This window comes from Jeongeupia chitinilytica (genome assembly GCF_014652315.1).
In the GTDB taxonomy this organism is placed as follows: Bacteria; Pseudomonadota; Gammaproteobacteria; order Burkholderiales; family Chitinibacteraceae; genus Jeongeupia; species Jeongeupia chitinilytica.
On sequence record NZ_BMYO01000005.1, the window covers coordinates 105,922 to 124,419 of the forward strand.

Below are 18,498 nucleotides of genomic sequence, written 5' to 3' on the forward strand. Positions count from 1 at the left end.
GAATGAAAATCCTGCCCGCTCTGCTTGCGCTCTCGCTGGCTGCGCCGGCCATCAGTGCCGTTGAACAGAACTTCGACCTTGGCGACGGGGTCAGCAGTTATCGCCGCTTCATCATCTATCCGCATTTGCAGAAAGGGTTCGCCTCGCTGCAGCGCGGTGACGATCGCCGGGCGATCACCGAGTTTGAAGCCGCACGGCGGCTGGCGCCCGGCAATGCCACGATCGCGCTCTATCTGGCCAATGCCTACGAGCGCGCCGGCCAGCCTGATCGTGCCGAGGTGGTGCTCGAAGAGGCGCGGCGGCAGACGCCGAACGATGCCCGGGTCACCCAGGCGCTGGCTTCGTTGCAGGGGCTCAAGGCCGGCAATCCGTTCGACGACGAGCCCGAGCTTGCGTCCGCCCCACCACCGGCGGCCGAGTCCGCAGCGCAGCCGGCACCAGCAGCGCCCGAATCGGCGGCGGCGGTCGATTGTACGCAGCAGCAGACGCCGACCTGCCGTGCCATTGCCGGCAACGCCGCGTTGCGTGCAGGCCAGCTGGCCAAGGCGCAGGCCGAGCTCGACGATGCCGAGTTTGCCGCCACCCCTGAAGGCGTCGCACTGCGCCGCGCGCTGGTGCAGCGGGCGATTTACCTCAAGGACTGGTCGCGGGCCGAGTCGCAACTGGCGGTGCTGAAGTCGGCTGGCCAGCTGCGCGCCAACGAACGCAGTCAGTGGATCAACCTGCTGCTGGCCCAGGGCAGGCTCGGCGCGGCACAAGCCCTGCTCGACGAGGGGGGCGTGCGTGCGCAAGACCAGCTTGCCTATGCGCAGGCGCTGGCGCGTCAGGGCGACAGTGCGGCGCTGGGCCGTTATCTGGCCGGTACGCGCCCGGCATTCTCGGCTGCGGCCGACGAAACCCAGTGGATGGGCCTGCTCCGGCAGACGAAACGCGACGAGCTGTACGCCGGCTATGCGCCACGCTTTGCGGCCAACCGCCGGGATCAGGCCGAGGTGCTGGTGCCGAAACTGCTGGCGAAGGGTGATGATGCCTCGGCACAGAAGCTGCTGGACCAGCTGCCAGCCGATGCCCTGCTGGCGGAGCGCTTCGCGCTCAGCCTCAAGCGGGGCGAGCTGCCGCAGGCGGGCCGCCAGGCCAGGGCCTTGCTGCGCGAGCGTGGCAACGATCCGGCGCTGGTCGACTCGCTCAGTTACCAGCTGATCCAGACGGGTGGCGCCGAGCAGGCCATGCACCTGTTGCTCGACGGCTACCCGTTTACCGACATGCCGCCATTGCGCCGCGCCGCATTGCAGCAGCGACTGGCATTGCTGATCAACGAGCATCCGGCGCTGCTGAGCGAAACCGACAAGGCGACGCTGTCCCGGCCGCTGGATACCGTCGGCCAGCGCAGCCGCCAGGCGGCGATGTTCGGGGGAATGAAAGACTGCAAGCAGGTCCGGACACTGCTCGGCGACCTCTCGCCCGCCTATGATCAGGACGCTTGGATGCGGCTGGGCGACTGCTATCGCGAACCGGCACCGGGACTGGCGCAATACAGCTACGCGGAAGCAGAGCTGCGCGGTGCCGGGAGCGACGCGACGCGTGCACTGGCGTACCAGGCTTTTGCCGCCAAGGACTACTCGTCCGCCTTGCAGGCCTGGCAGTCGCTGCCGCAGGACGAACTCAAGCCGGCGGAGCTGCTGTCCGCAGCAACGACCGCGGTCAGTGCCGGCGACAAGGTGGCCGCACACCGATGGCTCGACGCTTATGCCGCAGGCGAAGGCAAGCAGGATGACCAGTACTGGTCACTGCGTGCACAGTCCGAAACCGACCCGGTGCGGCAACGCGAAGCGCTGGAACGGGCGATCGACCTGCATCCCGAGGTGGGCTATTACCTCAGCCTTGCATCGCTGCAGAGCGATGCCGGCGACTTCAAGGGGGCGCTGGACAGCCTGAAGTGCGCGCAGGCATTGCAGCCCGACGATCCTGAAACGCAGATTGCACTGGGCTACGCCTACTGGCGTGCCGGCGATGCGGCCAAGGCGCGCGAGATGCTCGAGCAGGCGCGCCGGCACTATCCGGACGATCCGGCCGTCATCCAGCAACTGGTTTACGCCAACCAGCGTTTGTCCGACAACCGCAACGCACGCCAATACGCGCGTCAGGTCATCGACCAGCTGAACGCCTATCCGCAGGACGAGAAAACCGACGAAATGCTGGACCAGTGGTTCGGCTTCCGCCGGTTGCACGAGGACCTCGGTCGTCGCTGGACGTTCAGCGCGGGGGCCTTCAGCGGCACCAACACCGGCGGCGTGGCCAATGCCGCCGAGCCGGGAACGGCCTACCGCAGCTACGCGCAGGTCGAGGCGGCTTACCGGCTGGGTGACCCACCCATCCGCAATGGCCGGACGCTGGAGGCATACGCGCGTATCTTTGCCGGCAGTGGCGACAGCAACAATGGTTACGATGCGCTGCCCATCTATTCGCCGATGCTCGGTGCAGGTCTGCGCTGGAAGCCGTTCGGCGAGCGGACCTTCTATCTGGCTGCCGAAGCCCAGACGCCGCTGGACCGAGGCGGCAACGGCGAGTTCGACTACATGCTGCGCGCCAGTGCATCCTTGCTGAATGACGGTCGTTTCAGCGACGACTGGCATGAGTCCGGACGCGGCTGGCTGGCGCAGAACCTTTATCTGGATGCCGCCTACTACATCAAGGCACAACGGACTGCGGCAACCGCCGACTACCGGTTGAGCTACCACAAAAAGGTGTTCAGCAAGGCCCAGACGGTCGAGCCGTATGCCCACGTCCAGTACAACCTGACTCATGACGACACGGGTGACAGCACCGACTTCCGTGCCGGCGTCGGCGTTCGCTGGAACTTCTGGTACGGCGAGAGCGAGTACGATGCCTACCGGCACAAGAACAGCGTCGGCATCGAGTTCCAGCACGCTTTCGACACCTATCTCGACGAGAACAATACCGTGTTCCTGACTTTCGGAGGCATCTGGTGAAGCGCCTGATCCGAAACGCGTTGATCGTACTGATGGCCCTGCCCGCACTGGCGCAAGCCATGACCGCGATCGTCTACCAGCCGCAGCTGCGCGATCGCGACGTGCCGGCGGCGAGCTGGCCGCACATCTTTGAAGTCGCCCGCTCGCAGGGGTTCGATACGCTGGTCGTGCAATGGACCCGGCACGGGGATGGCTTCACCGTGCCCGCCGACCGGGACTGGCTGGCCGCGCGCTTTGACGATGCAGGCAAGGCCGGGTTGAAGCTGGTGCTTGGGCTGTCGGCCGATCCGGATTTCTTCATTCGCCAGCAGCAGCCGGTACGCGTGCTTGACGGCTATTTCCGGCGATTGTCGCGCGACGACGCAGTGCTGGCCAAATACTGGGCCGCGCGGCTGGACCCCAAGTTGATCAGCGGCTGGTATCTGGCCGCGGAAATCGACGATGCGCGCTGGCGCGATGCGGATGCCAATGCCGTGCTGACAAAATTCCTGAGCGACGAGGCCAGGCGTCTGCGTTCGGTACTCGACCGGCCGGTCTACGCGAGCAGTTTCTTTGTCGGCAACATGGCGCCAGCCACCTATGCCAGCATGATCGGCCAGCTCGGGCGTGACAGCGGCATCCGACTCTGGGTACAGGACGGGGCCGGAACCGGACGGCTCAACGTTGCCGAACGACAGGTCTATCTCGACGCGGTCAGTGACCGGGCCAACGATTGCCAGAACACTGCCGGCCGTGGCGTGGTGTACGAGCTGTTCATCCAGACCGGGGACGACACGGCGTTCAAGGCCAAGCCTGTACCCGTGGCAGAGGCGCGGCACATCCTGGACAAGCGCGCCGCCTGCGGCGGCGACAGCGTGTTCTTCTCGCTGCGCTATCTGCCCGCACTCAACGGCGTGCTGCCGTACTGAGTGCAGACACACTCAGATGCGCATTGCCACGAACAGTCCGCTGATCAGCACGACGACGGTCAGGCCGAAGCGCAGGCGCATGAACCATTGCGGGTAGTGGGTCGGATCGCTGCGGTTCAGCAGCACGTCGGCGCCGTACTGGGCGACGAACATCGCCAGCAACAGCCAGATGCCGACCCGCCACGGTGCAAGGATCGCCGCCCATGCGATCAACGGCGGCAGCACGGCCCAGCTCATGCGCATCCAGCGCTCACCGTTGTTCAGGTCCGGTTCGAGCCCGAGGGCCCAGTGCAGGCCGCCAAGAAAGCTCAGAATGCTGGCCGCATAGGCGAAGTAGGTTGTCAGAGCATGACCGCGGGTCAGCGGTTCCGCGCTCCACGCGAGAACGGCGAAGAAAATGAACGGCAGCAGCCCGGCCGTGCCGAGCACCAGTGCGGGCAGCGGAATGCGATCGCCGGGGCCGGCGTGCGAATGAAGCGAGAGTTGCATGACCGTCTCCGGTGAAGGACTCCGATACAGCTTGGAGTCGTCATTGCGCCGGGGGTTCATCGCCGTCGCCGGTGCTTGGGCGTACGATACGACAGGTCAAACAGGGAGAAAGGCATGATCAAGGGCATCATCAGTGACATGGATGGCGTGGTCTATCGCGGCAAGCAGCTGATTCCGGGGGCGCAGGCCTTCGTCAAGCGCCTGCTGGATGCCCAAACGCCGTTTCTGTTCCTGACCAACAACGCCGAACAGACGCCGCTGGACCTCAAGCTCAAGCTGCAGCAGCTGGGCATTCCGGGGCTGACGGAAGACAACTTCATCACCAGTGCCATGGCGACGGCGATGTTCCTCAAGCAGCAGAAAGCGCATGCGACGGTCTTCGTCGTCGGTGGCGGCGGCCTGATCAACGAGCTCTACAATGTCGGCTTTTCGATCTCCGAATCGCATCCGGACTATGTCGTGGTCAGCAAGACGACGAGTTTCTCGTTCGAGCAGCTGAAGAAAGCGGTGCGGTTGATCGATGGCGGTGCCAAGTTCATCGGCACCAATCCGGACATGATCGATCCGATCGAGGGCGGGCACGAGCCGGCCGCCGGGACTTTGCTGGCGGCGATCTCGGCCGCAACCGGCAAGCAGCCCTATATCGTCGGCAAGCCCAATGCGCTGATGATGATGCTTGCAGCACGCAAGCTCGGTCTGCATCCGGAAGAAGCGCTGATGGTCGGCGACCGAATGGACACCGACATTGTCGGCGGCATGGAGGCGGGGATGAAGACCGCGCTGGTGCTCTCGGGCGTGACCACGCAGGACATGATCGACGACTTTCCGTACCGGCCTGACTACGTGTTTCAGAACGTCGGCGAGATATCGCTCGAGGGACTGTAAAGCGCGTTGCCGAGCTCGGGGGCTAGCGACAGTACCGGTGCCGCAATCACCCGGTTGCGGCCGCAATGCTTGGCCCGGTAGAGCGCGGCATCGGCCTCGGTGAATGTTGCTTCCGCCGACGGGTCGGCATCGTGGCGCAGCGCCGCGACCCCGAACGAGGCAGTCACGCCCAGCGTGTGGCCGGCATGCTGGACCACCATGGCGGCGATTGCCTCGCAATAGCGCGTTGCCGCATCGGTGGCCGCTGCGAGCGTGGTTTCCGGCATCAGGATGGCGAATTCTTCGCCGCCGATACGGGCGACGAGGTCGGGCTGGCGCGACATCGACTGCAGCGTCGCACTGACCGCCCTGAGTACCGCATCACCGCCCGGATGTCCCCAGTTGTCGTTGATTGCCTTGAAGTAATCGAGGTCGACGAGAATCAGCGACACCGGGAGTTCGTAGCGCTGTGCCCGCAGGTGCTCCGCTTCGAGTTGTTGCATGAACACGCGCCGGTTGGCGAGGCCGGTCAGTCCGTCCGTCATGGCCAGCATCTTCAGTTCACGGCGCTGGCTGGAGACGACGATCAGCCCGCCGGCAAGGACGGCGCCCAGCGCAACGAGTGCCGCCAGCAAGACCAGCGTGAAACGGCCCGTTTCGATCAGCAGGACCCGCTGTGCTTCATCGGCCTTGGCGATGGCGTTGCTGGTTTCGAGCGAAATCAGGTTGACCAGCTGGCCACCGTCATCAAGCAGGGTGCGCATGCGTGCCCGGTTCGCCGGCTCGTTGTCGCCGTGCAGGACCAGCGTCCGCAGTTGCTGGAGGGTTGCATCCAGCTTGCCGCGGTACTGCTGCAGCCGGCTCAGGTGCAGGGGCGAGAGCGCGGCGCGGCGAAAGCTGGCTTCGACGAGGTCCAGCTGCAGCTTCAGCAATTCCTCGACGTTCTGGTAGGGCAGTATCACGTCGTCCGGGGTGCCGAGCATGCGTGCCTCGACCACCGAGTTGAGGCGCTCCCATACGGCCGAAAGGCGGGCACTGTGATAGCCGACGACGCTGGAGGGCTTGTCGAAGGTGCGCTGCATGCTGTTGAACACGGTCGCCGCGCTGGCGACGAGGGCCATGCCGATGATGAACAATGCACCCGAGAGCAGCAGGCTGGTCCGGTAGCGATAGCAGAACCGGCTTATTCGGCTGTAACCGGTTTGATCGAAACGAGATTCCAGATCCATAGCATTCCCCGGGTCGACTCGAGCGACGCCGTTTCGTCGGGCCACAGCAAGCGCAGCGGCCCCTTTTGTCTGATACCGATTTCACGCGTTTCAAACCGTGTGGCGATCAGCGGATCGCGCCGCAGCCATTCGGCGGCGTTGATGTCGATCGTGTAGCGGTCGGCCGCCGAGAAACGCAGCACCTTGCTGTTCGCAAGTCCGTAGCGTTTGAGTACGTCGTTGAGCCTGACCCCCTGAAAGGTGCCGCGTTCGCCCCAGATCAGCGCCAGCTTTACCTTGTAGTGCGGGAGTGATTCCAGATCGGCCAGCGTCAGCATGCGTACCTGCCGGCCATCGCCGATTCTCAGCACGACTTCACGGTTTGCCGGCGCCGGCCAGAGCTGGGGGTCGGGTTGTACGTCGGTCGCCGCTGCCCACGACGTCCCCTGAAGGAACAGCGCAGTCGTCGCGAGCGTCCATAGCGGGGCGTGGAAAATGCGCAAAATTTTGCGCATGGCGAAAGCTCCGACTAATTTTGCGAAATTATAAGTCTACAGTGTCAGGCAGATCTATTTAACTTCAGCTTTCGAGTCTAGTTTTGTCCGTACGCTTACCAGGACAATTCGGATGAGTGGCGGCCGTTCAGTGCAGTCGTTGCCGGCGGACCCAGATGCCCTCGGCGGTATACAGCACGATGGCAAGCCAGATCAGTGCAAAGCCGATGAACCTGGTCTGCCCGAACGGTTCGTGCCAGAGCCAGACGCCGAGCAGCAGCTGCACCGTTGGCCCGGTGTATTGCAGGATGCCGAGCAGCGATAGCGGAATGCGCCGGGCGCCGGCGGCAAAGAGCAGCAGCGGAATTGCGGTAATCGGTCCGGCCAGCAGGCACAGCAGCTGGACATTCGTGCCGGCAGTCACGAAACCGGCCTGACTGCTGCCGACCAGCCAGAGCAGGGCGCCGCCGGCAAACGGGAACAGCAGCAGTGTTTCCAGTGACAAGCCTTCGAGCGCACCGAGCGAAGCGGTTTTCCGCAGCAGGCCGTAAGTGCCGAAGGTGACGGCAAGCAGCAGGGCAATCCACGGCAACTGGCCGGTCTGCCACGTCAGCCAGCCGACGCCGGCTGCCGCGACGCCGATCGCCAGCCACTGGCCGGTGCGCAGCCGCTCTTTCAGGAACAGCACGCCGAACAGGACGTTGACCAGCGGATTGATGTAATAGCCGAGACTGGCATCGACAACCCGTCCGGCCTGAACGGCCCAGATGTAGGTGAACCAGTTGGCGCTGAGCAGCAGGGCCGAGGCCATGAAGCCCGCCAGCAGACCGGGTTGCTGCCGCAGTTGGCCCAGCCAGGCCCACTGGCGGCGGACCAAGAGGATCGCGCCAAGGAAAACCAGCGACCAGACCATCCGGTGCAGCAGAATTTCGCCGGCCGGAATACCGGTCAGCGCCTTGAGATAGACCGGCAGCAATCCCCAGATCAGGAAGGCCAGCGTCGCGTAAAGAATACCGATTTGCATGGAGACGGACAGCGGAGGTGGCTGTTCAGTCTAAGCCAGTGGCGGCAAACGCGAAGCGCACAGACTGCACCGTTTAGGGGCGGAGCAGTCGCGACATTCAGTGACCGCCGAGCGGGAGAACCGTCCGGCCGTAGGTTTCGTTCAGTACTTCGGCGATGGCCGTATAAACTGCCGATGCACCACAGACGATGCCGACGACGCCGGCACAGCGGGTCAAGGCCGGCGCGCCGGTGAACTCGGCCGCAGCGAGCAGGGCGAACAGTACCGTCAGCGTGCCGAACACCACGCGGGTGGCGATGCTGGCCCGCAGCGTGCCGGCAAACAGGCTCAGCGTGAACAGCCCCCACATCAGCATGTAGGCGCCCATGCCGGCCGCATTCTGTGCGTCGATCCAGCCGAGCTTCGGCAGGACGATCAGGGCGACCAGCGACAGCCAGAACATGCCGTACGAGGTGAAGGCAACGGTACCGAAGGTGTTGCCCTTTTTCCATTCCATGATCCCGGCAATCAGTTGCGCCAGCCCGCCATAGAAAATCCCCATGGCAAGAATCATGCTGCCAAGCGGAATCCAGCCGAGATTGGCAAAGTTGAGCAACACCGTGGTCATGCCGAAGCCGAGCAGGCCGAGCGGCGCAGGATTGGCGGTGGTGTCCTTGAATTGAACGAGCTGGATGTCCGACATGATGGTCCTGAGGTAATGAGGCCGGGCTGGCACCGGGCATAAAAAAGGCCTGCCGAGCTGGCAGGCCTTCGGGGTCGTGCGGATTATGCCGACCCCGTGGTCAGTGGCGATTGCGGCAGATCAAGGCCGGGTCAACCCAGTTGACCCAGTACGGCCCATTCACGGATCTGGCGCATCATCTCGATGTCCATTTGCCGGTACGCCGCCTTCAGGTAGGCAACGTAATTGGTCTCACCCTCGCTGGCGTTCGGGTCATGTTCCGGTACCGGCGTGTCGTAGACGAAACGCAGGAACAGGTGGCCTTCTTCCGGGGACTCGATCGTGATGAGCAGCGAGCCGCCCTGATGCTGGTCGCTGGCTTCGGTGTCGAAGCGGATGCGGGCATGCGGCGCAAGCATGATCCGGTCGCGCACGGTGAACTGCCCGAAGTCGACTTCCCGCAGCAACCAGTCACCGCCGCGCTCCAGCACGGCGACGCGTTCGATGTGCTCGAGAAAGCGTTGCGGTGCCTCGACGCGCAGCATCAGCCCATTCCACAGCTGGGTGGTCGTCAGCGCCACCACGGCCGGGTTGTTGGCATCGTTGACCTCGATCAGGTGCTCGAAACGCATATCGCGCGCGCCCGGTCAGTGATGGCGGCCGCCGCCGCCATGACGGCGTGGCGTGGAGAACAGCGCGGCAATCGGCGTGTTTTCGTTCGACGCCGGTTGCTGATGATCCCAGCGCGAGCTGTCGCCACCACCGCCTTGTTGACGGCGATTGCCGCCGCCCTGGCTGTTGCCACCACCGTTGCCGCGCGGCGCCCGATTACCGTCAACCGGACCGCCCTGGCGCTTCTGGCCTTGACCCTGGCCTTGACGCGCACCTTGCCCCTGGCCTTGGCCCTGGCGTTGACCTTGTCCCTGATTCTGGCCCTGACCTTGACCCTGGCCACGCGGCTTGTTGTTCTGGCCTTGCGGGCGGGGCTTGCGGGCCTGTTCGGTGTTGCCGTCCTGCGATTGCTGGCGTCGCGGCTGACGCTCGGCTTCGCCTTCGGCGCGGGGCTGACGCTGCTGTTGCGGACGCTGACCGCCACCGTTCTGGTTGCGACGCGGCTGCTGTTGCTGCTGGCCGCGGCGGCCTTGCAGGATCGGCTCCGGCTTGGCAGTCGGGTCCGGCTCGAAACCTTCGATGATTTCCTTCGGGATTTCGCGCTTGATCAGTCGCTCGATGTCGGCCAGCAGTTTGTGCTCGTCGACGCAGACCAGCGAGACCGCTTCGCCTTCGGCGCCGGCCCGGCCGGTACGGCCGATACGGTGTACGTAATCTTCGGGGACGTTTGGCAGTTCGTAGTTGACCACGTGCGGCAGTTCGTCGATGTCGATGCCGCGCGCGGCGATATCCGTCGCACAGAGCACCTGCAGCGTGCCGGCCTTGAATTCGGTCAGCGCACGGGTACGGGCGCTCTGGCTCTTGTTGCCGTGAATCGCCAGCGCGCTGATGCCGTCCTTGTCGAGCTGTTCGGCCAGCCGGTTCGCGCCGTGCTTGGTGCGGGTGAACACCAGCACCTGAAACCAGTTGTGCTGCTTGATCAGGTGCGCCAGCAGCTGGCGTTTCTTGTCGCGGTCGACCGGATAGACTTTCTGCGAAATCGTTTCGGCAGTGGCATTGCGGCGGGCCACTTCGATCAGTGCCGGATTGTCGAGCAGGCGGTCGGCCAGCGCCTTGATGTCATCCGAGAACGTGGCCGAGAACAGCAGGTTCTGACGCTTTTCCGGCAGCAGCGCCAGTACCTTCTTGATGTCGTGGATGAAACCCATGTCGAGCATGCGGTCGGCTTCGTCGAGGACCAGCGTGTCGATGTGGCTCAGGTCGACCGTTTTCTGCGACGCGTGGTCGAGCAGGCGGCCCGGCGTGGCGACGAGGATGTCGATGCGGCTCTTGAGGGCCTTGATCTGCGGATTGATGCTGACACCGCCGAACATCACCATCGATTTGACGTCGCTGTACTTGCCGTACACGCGGACGCTTTCCTCGACTTGGGCCGCGAGTTCGCGCGTCGGCGTCAGCACCAGCACGCGGATCTTGCCGTGATCGGTGGGGGTGCGGGCGAGCCGTTCAAGGATCGGCAGCAGAAAGCCGGCGGTTTTGCCGGTGCCGGTCTGGGCGCCGGCGAGCAGGTCACCGCCGTTGATGATGGCGGGAATGGCCTGGGTCTGGATCGGGGTCGGTTCGGTGTAGCCGGCATCTTGCACGGCGCGCACGAGTACGTCACTCAAGCCAAGGGAAGAGAAGGTCATAGACTATCCGGTGCGATCGGCCGGCCGCCTTTCACGGGCGCCAGTCTGCGGCAGATCTGGTATTTGGGTTGGTTCGGACTGGAACGACAACGGAGCGGTCACATGCCGGCTGGAGCCGGAACATTGCATCGGACCACTTTGAAACGGAATCGCATTATACGATAGCCCGGCGACAATGCCAGTGGCTTGTCGCCGGGAGGCAGGCGGAATATTACGCAGCGACCTTGTGGCGCACGATCACGCACTGGTAAACGCCGCCGAAATAGGTGCGCTTGTCCCAGCTGAACCGGTCGGCGTGGCTGGCATAGTGGCTGATGTCGTGCTGCCACAGGGCATTGGCAAACGGCTCGAGCCAGGCGTTGACCACCTTGAGGATCCAGCGGATCGGCTGCCACATCGCCGGCCTGTGATAGTCGACAAATACCGCTTTGCCGCCTTGCGGCAACTGCGCCAGCATGTGGTCGACAATCTCGCGTTTCTTGTGATCCGGCACTTCGTGCAGCAGGAAAAAGCTGCAGATGAGGTCATACGGCTGGTCGGCCGTATGTTTGGCCGCATCGGCGCGGATGACGCTGGCCCACGGCTTGCTCGCCAGCTTGGCCTCGCCGTGCGCCACCTGTGCCGGGGTGATGTCGGTCAGGTCGAACGCGCCGTTCGGGCCGACCTTGTCGGCGGCCCGGCTGACGAGGTCGCCGTAGACGTGGGCCACCTGCCAGACGCGCGTGCCCGGTTCGATCTCGTTCAGGTAAGCGCGCATCAGGCGCTGGTCGTTGCAGAACAGCAGCGTCTTGACCACCAGGTTGTGGTCGAGCCGGTCGACCTGCGACGGATTGACGTAGGCCCAGTCGTAGACATCGACCAGATAGTCGGGGACGCCGTCGTAGGCGGGGCCGGTCTTGCGGGGCGGGGCCAGGGTTTGCGTGGTCATCGAGCGCTCCTTGTGGTCAGGTTGGGACCAGCTTCGCTTGTCGATGGCATGACAACCTTGCGCTAAACCAAGTTTTTCCATCTGTAGTGACGGTGGCGGTACAACATCGTCACGGCTGGTGCAATCGGTCGAATGGCCTAGCGCCCGGAACGGGCTTACCAGGGAATGCTGCGACCGTCGTAGGCGATGAAACGGCCGGTGTCGGCGGGCTGCAGGGCGGCAATGACGGACTGCAGGCCCGCGACGGCGGTCGCCGTGTCGATCAGTGCATAGTCGCCGCCCATGGCCGTCCTCACCCAGCCCGGATGCAGCGCAACGCAACAGTGCCGGCCGGCCAGATCGCGTGCCATGCTGACGGTGGCCGCGTTCAGCGCGGCCTTGGCACTGCGGTAGTGATAGTCGCCACCGCTGCCGTTGTCGGTCATGCTGCCCATCCTGCTCGAGATGTTGGCAATCACGGCCTGGGGCGCAAGGCAGGGCAACAGTGCCTCGACGATCTTGACCGGTGCGATCGCATTGGTTGCCAGTGTGTTCAGCCAGGTGCCGACGTCGGTACCGCCAAGGCCTTGCATCACGCCACCGAAGATGCCAGCGTTATTGATGAGCAGGTCGATACGGGTGTTGCCGAGTGACGACGGCAGCGCGGCGACGGCCGGCCAGTCGGTCACGTCGAGCTGCAAGACGGTCAGCGCCGGCGTTGCGGCGAGATCGGCCAGGTCAGCCGGATTGCGGCAACCTGCCACGACACGCCAGCCGGATGCGAGATACTGGCGGACGAATTCGTGGCCGATGCCGCGACTGGCACCGGTAATGAACAGGGTCTTGGACATGCGGAACGATGGACTGAAGCGTAAAGACGCGAGCTTGCACGCCGTGATCCTGCTGTGCAAGGCGACGTTCGCACTCTGTGCGGTGGCGGGTGCGCACGCCGACGAGGTGTACAAGTGCCCTGACGGCAAGGGCGGGGTGGTTTATACGGAGGTCAAGTGCAAGGACGGCAAGCGTTTGTCCGATGCCAAGGGCTCGTTTTCGGTCGTCCCCGCACCGAAGCTGCTGCCGCCAACGCCCAGGGTCGAACCGACCCCGACGCCGATCAGCACCAGGACACGGGACGCGCCGCGGCGCACCGACCCAAATGCCGCGATGGTCGAAAACTGCAATGTCGACAATCCGGATTACGATCCGTACTTCTGCTCGCCGGGCAACCTCTGGTCGGTGTACGGGCAAGCCTACGGCCCCCCTTACGGTCCGCGGCCGAGACCGCCGTCTCCGCGTCCGCCCCGCCCCCCGCATCCGCCACACAAGCCTGAACAGCCGCCGGAAGTCGTCAAGCCGGTACCGGTTCAGCCACGGTCGTTCACGCGGCCGTAGTCAGCCGAAACGGACGCCCTGCGCCAGTGGCAGTGCATTGCCGTCGTTGAGTGTGTTGGTCGCGCGGCGCATGTAGTTTTTCCATGCGTCGGAGCCCGACTCCCGGCCGCCGCCGGTGTTCTTCTCGCCGCCGAAGGCGCCGCCGATTTCGGCGCCCGATGTTCCGACGTTGACGTTGGCGAGGCCGCAATCCGATCCTGCGGGACCGATGAAGGCGCCGGCTTCGCGCAGGTCGGTCGTGAAGATCGCACTCGACAGCCCTTGCGACACGGCGTTGTTCAGCGCGATCGCGTCGTCGAGCCGCGTGTAACGCATCAGGTAAAGCAGCGGCGCAAAGGTTTCTTGATGGACGATATCGGTCTGTTCGGGCATCGCCAGCAATGCGGGCCGCACGTAATGCCCGCCGCCCGGGACATTGCCGCCGGCGCGTACCTGACCGCCGCCGATCAGGACATGGCCGCCTTCATGTTCGGCGCGCATCAAGGCCGCCTGCATGTGGTTCAGCGCCGCTTCATCGATCAGGGGGCCCACCAGGGTCGCCGGCAGGCGAGGGTCGCCGACGCTCAGGTGCTGGTAGGCCGTGACCAGCTTCTCCTGCAGCTTCTCGGCCACGTCTTCGTGAACGAACAAGCGCCGCAGACTGGTGCAACGCTGGCCACAGGTGCCGGCCGCGGCAAACACGATGGCGCGGGCTGCGAGTTCCAGATCGGCGCTCGGGGTGACGATGGCCGCGTTGTTGCCGCCGAGTTCGAGCAGACTCCGGCCGAGGCGGGCTGCGACGCTCCGGGCCACCGTGCGCCCCATGCCGACCGAGCCGGTGGCCGAGACCAGTGCCACATGGGTGTCCGCAGCCAGCAGGGCACCGACGGTGGCATCCCCCTGTGCCAGCTGGACCATTCCGGCCGGCGCGTCGTCGAAGTCGTGCAGCACATCGAGCACCAGCGCGGTCGCAGCCAGCGCAGTCAGCGGCGTTTTTTCCGACGGCTTCCAGACCACGGCATTGCCGCACACCAGCGCCAGCATCGCATTCCAGGCCCAGACGGCAACGGGGAAGTTGAATGCGCTGATCACGCCGATCACGCCGAGTGGATGCCATTGCTCGAGCAGCCGGTGCTGCGCGCGTTCGCTGACGATGGTCAGGCCATGCAGCTGCCGTGACAGGCCGGTGGCGTAGTCGCAGACGTCGATCCATTCCTGGACCTCGCCCTCGGCTTCGCTGGCGATCTTGCCGGTCTCGAGCGTAATCAGTTGCGCCAGTGCGCGCTTGCGGGCACGGACCGCGTCGCCGATACGCCGGACGAGTTCGCCGCGCCGCGGCGCAGGAACGTTGCGCCACGCTTCGAAAGCAACGCTGGCACAACCGACCGCCGCCCTGACCTCGACCACGCTGGCCGGCAGCAGCTCGCCATGGCGGCATCCGTCGATGGGGCTCCGCAGGGGGCCAGGTGGCGTCGACGGGTAATGGGCAATGCCGTCGACGACGGCGCCCGGCCAGCAGTCGGCCTGTTGCCAGCGGTCAAGCCCCAGCGGGGCGACGAGATCGGTCAGGGTGTACATGGGAGCCTCCGCGTGACACGAATGCGTCAGATCGGGATTTCTTCGGCGTAACGGTCGATCGCGTAGTACCGGCCGAAGCGGTTGTCGAGAAAGTCGTCGAGCGGCACCTGCTCCTGCGCGACGAAACCGCGGGCATCGCCGCCGAGCCGGCCTTCGAAATGCAGGTCGAGCACCGCGCAGGCACTGGCGGCCGTGGTGAGCTGGATGGCGCTCCAAGCTTCGCCGAACAGTTCGCGGTGGTAGATCTTTCGCGCGTCGATGATCTGGCGGAACTGGCCGTCGATGTGGCCGGATACGGCGACGAAGATCAGCACGACATCCTGCAGCGTGATCGGAATGGCCTGCTCGAGCATGGTTTTCAGCTGCCGCCGGCCCGCGCGGCTGGTGCCGAGGCGCAGGCCGTTGACGAGGAAATCCATCAGGTAACGGTGGCCGGTGTAGCGGACGGTTTTGTAGTTGAGGGTGTGGACACGCTGCGCCAGCGTTTCGCACAGCGTGCCGAGCCCGCCCGACGTGTTGAACGCCTCGTACTCGAGTCCGTCGAGCGCAAAGTGTTCGAGCCCTTCGAGCGCCTGGACTTCGGTGCGCTGACCGTCAACGATTGCTTCGCAGGGGTTGCAGTATTCGTTGATCAGCCCGTCGGTCGACCAGGTCAGGTTGTACATGATCTGGTTGTTCGGATACTGCGGCAGCGCGCCGACGCGCATTTTCACGGTATCGAGCGAGTCGAAGCGACGGGCGAGGTCGGCGGCGAGGATGCCGATGAAGCCTGGCGCCAGGCCGCATTGCGGCATGAAGATCTGCCGGGGACCCGCCTGCGCGGCCAGTCGGCGGATCTTGCGCGTGGTGGCGACGTCCTCGGTCAGGTCGAAATAGCTGGCGCTGCTCGCCAGTGCGGCGCGGGCGATGGCCGGATTGGCGTCGAAGCTCGTTGCCGATAGTACGGCAGCTTGTCCCTGGAGACAGTCGGCCAGTTCGCCGGCGTCGCCTGCGCTGAGCTGGCGGATGCGAACGGGCGCGCGTGCGGCCACGCGCTGCAAGGCATTCGGGTCCCGGTCCGCAAGCGTCACGTCGTAATCGCCACTGTGGACCAGCAGTTTGGCGATACTGGCGCCGATCTTGCCTGCGCCGACAACCAGCACGCGCTTCATGTGCGGTGTCCACGATCGGTCGATTCGAAAATGCGGTTGGCACTGGCCGCGACGAAGCCCTGGTACAGCCGGCCGTCGATGTCGGGATAGCGACGGGCGAATTCGTAATAACAGGTCGGTACGACATGCGTTTCGCCCCCGGCAAAACTTACCGGCTGCCGGTCGGCGAGGGTGGCGGCCTGTTCGAGCAGTTCGGCCGGCGTGCCCTTGATCGCGCCACCGGCATTGTTGACGGCAAAGCCGGCGGTGCGGACTTGTTGCACCACGGCCTCAAGCGTCGTCGGCGTATGCAGCCGATGTACCGCGACGGTGAAATGGTTGGCATGCAGGCCGAGTGCAGCCAGCCAGCCGGCATATTCGCTTTCCTGCGCCAGCATCCGGTAGTCGCCGTAGCTGATCGCCGGCCAGACCCGTCCGGCCAGAAAAACGTCGGGGGTGGACGCCAGTGCGGGGTCGATCGCGTCGATGATCGGCGTCACCAGCGCCTGTGCGGCGCTTGAGAGTGCGCCGACGTGCAGCTCGGACAGGAAGACCAGCGGGTCGTCCGGATCTGCAGGGACGTAGCCCCAGGCGGACAGGTGCTTGTCGGGAAAGCTGTACGGTGCGTGGCGCCGGTAGCCGAGGTCGAACAGCCGGGTCTCGAGGCGCGCCAGGCTGAGCGGCCCGGTATCGAAGGTGCGGAAAGCCACGTGATCGTTGATGACCACCGGGTTGTCGGCCGCAAACAGTGCGTGGATAGCGGCCGATTGTGGCGCGATCGCAACGTGGTCGGCCCACAGTGCATCGAAAAACGCGGCGTTGCTCATGGTCGCTTCCCGAACGACGATGCTTCAGCATAGTGCGAGATGGCCGGTGCGCAGCCGGTGCCGCCGTTTGGTAATGGTGCCGGAATTGTGGGCATGCCGGTGCCATGCTCCGTTCCTGAATACGGGATTGAGCATGTTAAAAGTTGTGATTTGCAACCAATAAGTCATGCCATGGTAATCCATCACACGACGTCGGCCGATGGTGGGGATACTATCGACAGGTCCTTAACCGTACCTGACAACCTCGTGAGTTGCGCCATGAACGCCGTTGCAGATCTCCAGCCCCATTCGCTGTGGCAGCATTTCGCCACCCTGTGTCTCCATCCTCGTCCGTCCAAGCACGAGGCCGCCCTGCGCGACCATCTGCGCGACTGGGCGCAAGGGCGTGGCCTGGTTGCAGAGCTCGACGAGGCCGGCAACCTGCTGATCCGCAAGCCGGCCACGAAGGGCATGGAAAACTGCGTTGGCGTCGTACTGCAGGGGCATCTGGACATGGTGACCCAGCAGAACGAAGGGCGTGGCCACGACTTCCATCGTGACCCGATCCGCACGCAAATCGTCGACGGCTGGGTTCACGCCGACGGCACGACGCTCGGGGCCGACAACGGCATCGGTGTGGCTGCCGCACTGGCGCTGCTCGAGGCCGACGACGTGCCGCACGGCCCCCTCGAAGTACTGCTGACCGTCGACGAGGAGGCCGGCATGAGCGGCGTCCAGGGCCTGCGTGCCGGCTGGCTGCAGGGCAAGCTGTTGTTCAACCTCGATACCGAGGAGTGGGGGCAGTGCTACATCGGTTGCGCCGGCGGCGTCGACGTGACCTACAAGCGTTCGGTGCAGCTGGAACCGGTGTCGTCCGACTGGACGGCAATCGAAGTAGCGCTGACCGGTTTCCGCGGGGGGCATTCGGGCGCGGACATCCACAAGCCGCACGGCAATCCGATCCGAGCACTGGCGCATCTGGCGCTGGATGCGGCCGAGCGTTTCGGTGCGCGCGTCGTGTCGATGCGCGGTGGTACGCTGCGCAATGCGCTGGCACGCGAGGCCTTCGTGACGCTGGCGCTGCCGGCCGGGGCAGTGCCGTGGCTCGACGAAATGGTCGACCAGTGGCGCAACGGCTTGCAGGTGCGGTTCCGCCAGGTCGAACCCGGTGTCCGGCTGAGTGTCTCGCCGGCCGAAGCGGACAGGGCATTGAGCGAAAGCTGCACCCGCACGTCGATGGAGTTGCTGATTGCCGCGCATCACGGGGTGCTGCGCTGGAGCTCCGACATCGAAGGCGTGGTCGAAACATCGTCGAATCTGGGCGTGGTCCGCATCGATGCCGGGCACGGCTTCGAAGCGGTGTCGATGGCGCGTTCGCTGAACGCCTACGGTCTCGCCGACATCAAGCGCAAGATGCGCGCCATCGGCCGGCTTGCCGGCGCGGTGGTGATCGACAGCGGCGAGTATCCCGGCTGGGCACCCGATACGGCATCGCCGGCGCTGGCGCTGCTGCAGCGTGTCTACCGCGATCGGTTCGGTGGCGAGCTGGCCGTCGAGGTGATTCATGCCGGGCTCGAGTGCGGGCTGATTGCCGCAAAATATCCCGACATGGACATGGTGTCGTTCGGGCCGACGATACGCGGTGCGCATTCGCCGGACGAACGGGTCGAAATTGCATCGGTCGAACAATTCTGGTCGCTGCTGAAAGCGGCCGTGGCGGCCGCACCGACGGCCTGACCGTTCTCGGCTATGCTGGGGAGATTGCGAC

General features: G+C 64.9%; 17 protein-coding genes. 5 read left to right on the forward strand and 12 right to left on the reverse strand.

Features of this window, described 5'->3' with window-relative positions; genetic code table 11:
- Nucleotides 1-2: 2 nt before the first annotated feature.
- Together IE097_RS10240 and IE097_RS10245 are read left to right on the forward strand one after the other, a co-directional pair.
- Nucleotides 3-2,990 carry an NfrA family protein gene (locus IE097_RS10240; protein ID WP_189460411.1) on the forward strand — a complete coding sequence of 996 codons (2,988 nt, stop codon included), beginning with the start codon at nucleotides 3-5 and terminating at the stop codon, nucleotides 2,988-2,990.
- Complete coding sequence (locus IE097_RS10245; protein ID WP_189460412.1) at nucleotides 2,987-3,898, forward strand: DUF4434 domain-containing protein; 912 nt, start codon at nucleotides 2,987-2,989, stop codon at nucleotides 3,896-3,898. Before IE097_RS10240 ends, IE097_RS10245 begins: the two co-directional genes overlap by 4 nt.
- Nucleotides 3,899-3,910: 12 nt before the next feature.
- Here the strand turns inward: IE097_RS10245 and IE097_RS10250 are convergent, their stop codons facing one another.
- A complete protein-coding gene (locus IE097_RS10250) occupies nucleotides 3,911-4,387 on the reverse strand; it encodes a DUF3429 domain-containing protein (protein ID WP_189460414.1) in 477 nt (158 codons plus the stop codon).
- 114 nt (nucleotides 4,388-4,501) lie between these two features.
- On the opposite strand from IE097_RS10250, the gene IE097_RS10255 reads away from it, so the two are divergent.
- The gene (locus IE097_RS10255) at nucleotides 4,502-5,272 is read left to right on the forward strand and encodes an HAD-IIA family hydrolase (RefSeq protein WP_229797529.1); all 771 of its coding nucleotides are present in this window, start codon (nucleotides 4,502-4,504) and stop codon (nucleotides 5,270-5,272) included.
- On the opposite strand, the gene IE097_RS10260 is transcribed toward IE097_RS10255, so the two are convergent.
- From IE097_RS10260 to IE097_RS10295, 8 genes are all read right to left on the reverse strand, one after another.
- Entirely contained in the window at nucleotides 5,236-6,480 is a 1,245-nt protein-coding gene (locus tag IE097_RS10260) for a GGDEF domain-containing protein (RefSeq protein WP_189460416.1), read from the reverse strand. The two genes, IE097_RS10255 and IE097_RS10260, sit on opposite strands and share 37 nt — an antisense overlap.
- Entirely contained in the window at nucleotides 6,435-6,974 is a 540-nt protein-coding gene (locus IE097_RS10265; protein ID WP_189460418.1) for a putative pterin-binding protein, read from the reverse strand. The genes IE097_RS10260 and IE097_RS10265 overlap by 46 nt, the downstream gene beginning before the upstream one ends.
- A gap of 127 nt (nucleotides 6,975-7,101) precedes the next feature.
- Nucleotides 7,102-7,977 (reverse strand): EamA family transporter RarD, encoded by an 876-nt coding sequence (gene rarD, locus IE097_RS10270; RefSeq protein ID WP_189460420.1) that lies wholly within the window; start codon nucleotides 7,975-7,977, stop codon nucleotides 7,102-7,104.
- A 97-nt stretch (nucleotides 7,978-8,074) separates the two neighbouring features.
- Nucleotides 8,075-8,659, reverse strand: a complete 585-nt coding sequence (locus tag IE097_RS10275) for an acetate uptake transporter (RefSeq protein ID WP_189460422.1) — start codon at nucleotides 8,657-8,659, stop codon at nucleotides 8,075-8,077.
- A 131-nt stretch (nucleotides 8,660-8,790) separates the two neighbouring features.
- Complete coding sequence (locus IE097_RS10280) at nucleotides 8,791-9,270, reverse strand: SRPBCC family protein (protein ID WP_189460424.1); 480 nt, start codon at nucleotides 9,268-9,270, stop codon at nucleotides 8,791-8,793.
- A gap of 15 nt (nucleotides 9,271-9,285) precedes the next feature.
- Nucleotides 9,286-10,938, reverse strand: a complete 1,653-nt coding sequence (locus IE097_RS10285) for a DEAD/DEAH box helicase (protein WP_189460426.1) — start codon at nucleotides 10,936-10,938, stop codon at nucleotides 9,286-9,288.
- Between the two features lie 211 nt (nucleotides 10,939-11,149).
- Nucleotides 11,150-11,866 (reverse strand): rhodoquinone biosynthesis methyltransferase RquA, encoded by a 717-nt coding sequence (rquA, locus tag IE097_RS10290; RefSeq protein WP_189460428.1) that lies wholly within the window; start codon nucleotides 11,864-11,866, stop codon nucleotides 11,150-11,152.
- A 155-nt stretch (nucleotides 11,867-12,021) separates the two neighbouring features.
- Nucleotides 12,022-12,696, reverse strand: a complete 675-nt coding sequence (locus IE097_RS10295; protein ID WP_189460429.1) for an SDR family oxidoreductase — start codon at nucleotides 12,694-12,696, stop codon at nucleotides 12,022-12,024.
- A gap of 43 nt (nucleotides 12,697-12,739) precedes the next feature.
- Here IE097_RS10295 and IE097_RS10300 point away from each other — a divergent pair, with 43 nt between their 5' ends.
- Nucleotides 12,740-13,237, forward strand: coding sequence for a DUF4124 domain-containing protein (locus IE097_RS10300; RefSeq protein ID WP_229797550.1), 498 nt, complete (start codon nucleotides 12,740-12,742; stop codon nucleotides 13,235-13,237).
- Here the strand turns inward: IE097_RS10300 and amaB are convergent, their stop codons facing one another.
- Genes amaB through IE097_RS10315 form a run of 3 tightly spaced genes read right to left on the reverse strand, consistent with a single transcriptional unit; the run spans nucleotide 13,238 to nucleotide 16,751 of the window.
- A complete protein-coding gene (amaB, locus tag IE097_RS10305) occupies nucleotides 13,238-14,794 on the reverse strand; it encodes an L-piperidine-6-carboxylate dehydrogenase (protein WP_189460431.1) in 1,557 nt (518 codons plus the stop codon).
- 26 nt (nucleotides 14,795-14,820) lie between these two features.
- Complete coding sequence (locus IE097_RS10310) at nucleotides 14,821-15,945, reverse strand: saccharopine dehydrogenase family protein (protein ID WP_189460432.1); 1,125 nt, start codon at nucleotides 15,943-15,945, stop codon at nucleotides 14,821-14,823.
- Entirely contained in the window at nucleotides 15,942-16,751 is an 810-nt protein-coding gene (locus IE097_RS10315) for a DUF1338 domain-containing protein (protein WP_189460433.1), read from the reverse strand. Before IE097_RS10315 ends, IE097_RS10310 begins: the two co-directional genes overlap by 4 nt.
- Nucleotides 16,752-17,009: 258 nt before the next feature.
- Here IE097_RS10315 and IE097_RS10320 point away from each other — a divergent pair, with 258 nt between their 5' ends.
- Nucleotides 17,010-18,467 carry an aminoacyl-histidine dipeptidase gene (locus tag IE097_RS10320; RefSeq protein WP_189460434.1) on the forward strand — a complete coding sequence of 486 codons (1,458 nt, stop codon included), beginning with the start codon at nucleotides 17,010-17,012 and terminating at the stop codon, nucleotides 18,465-18,467.
- Nucleotides 18,468-18,498: the final 31 nt, after the last annotated feature.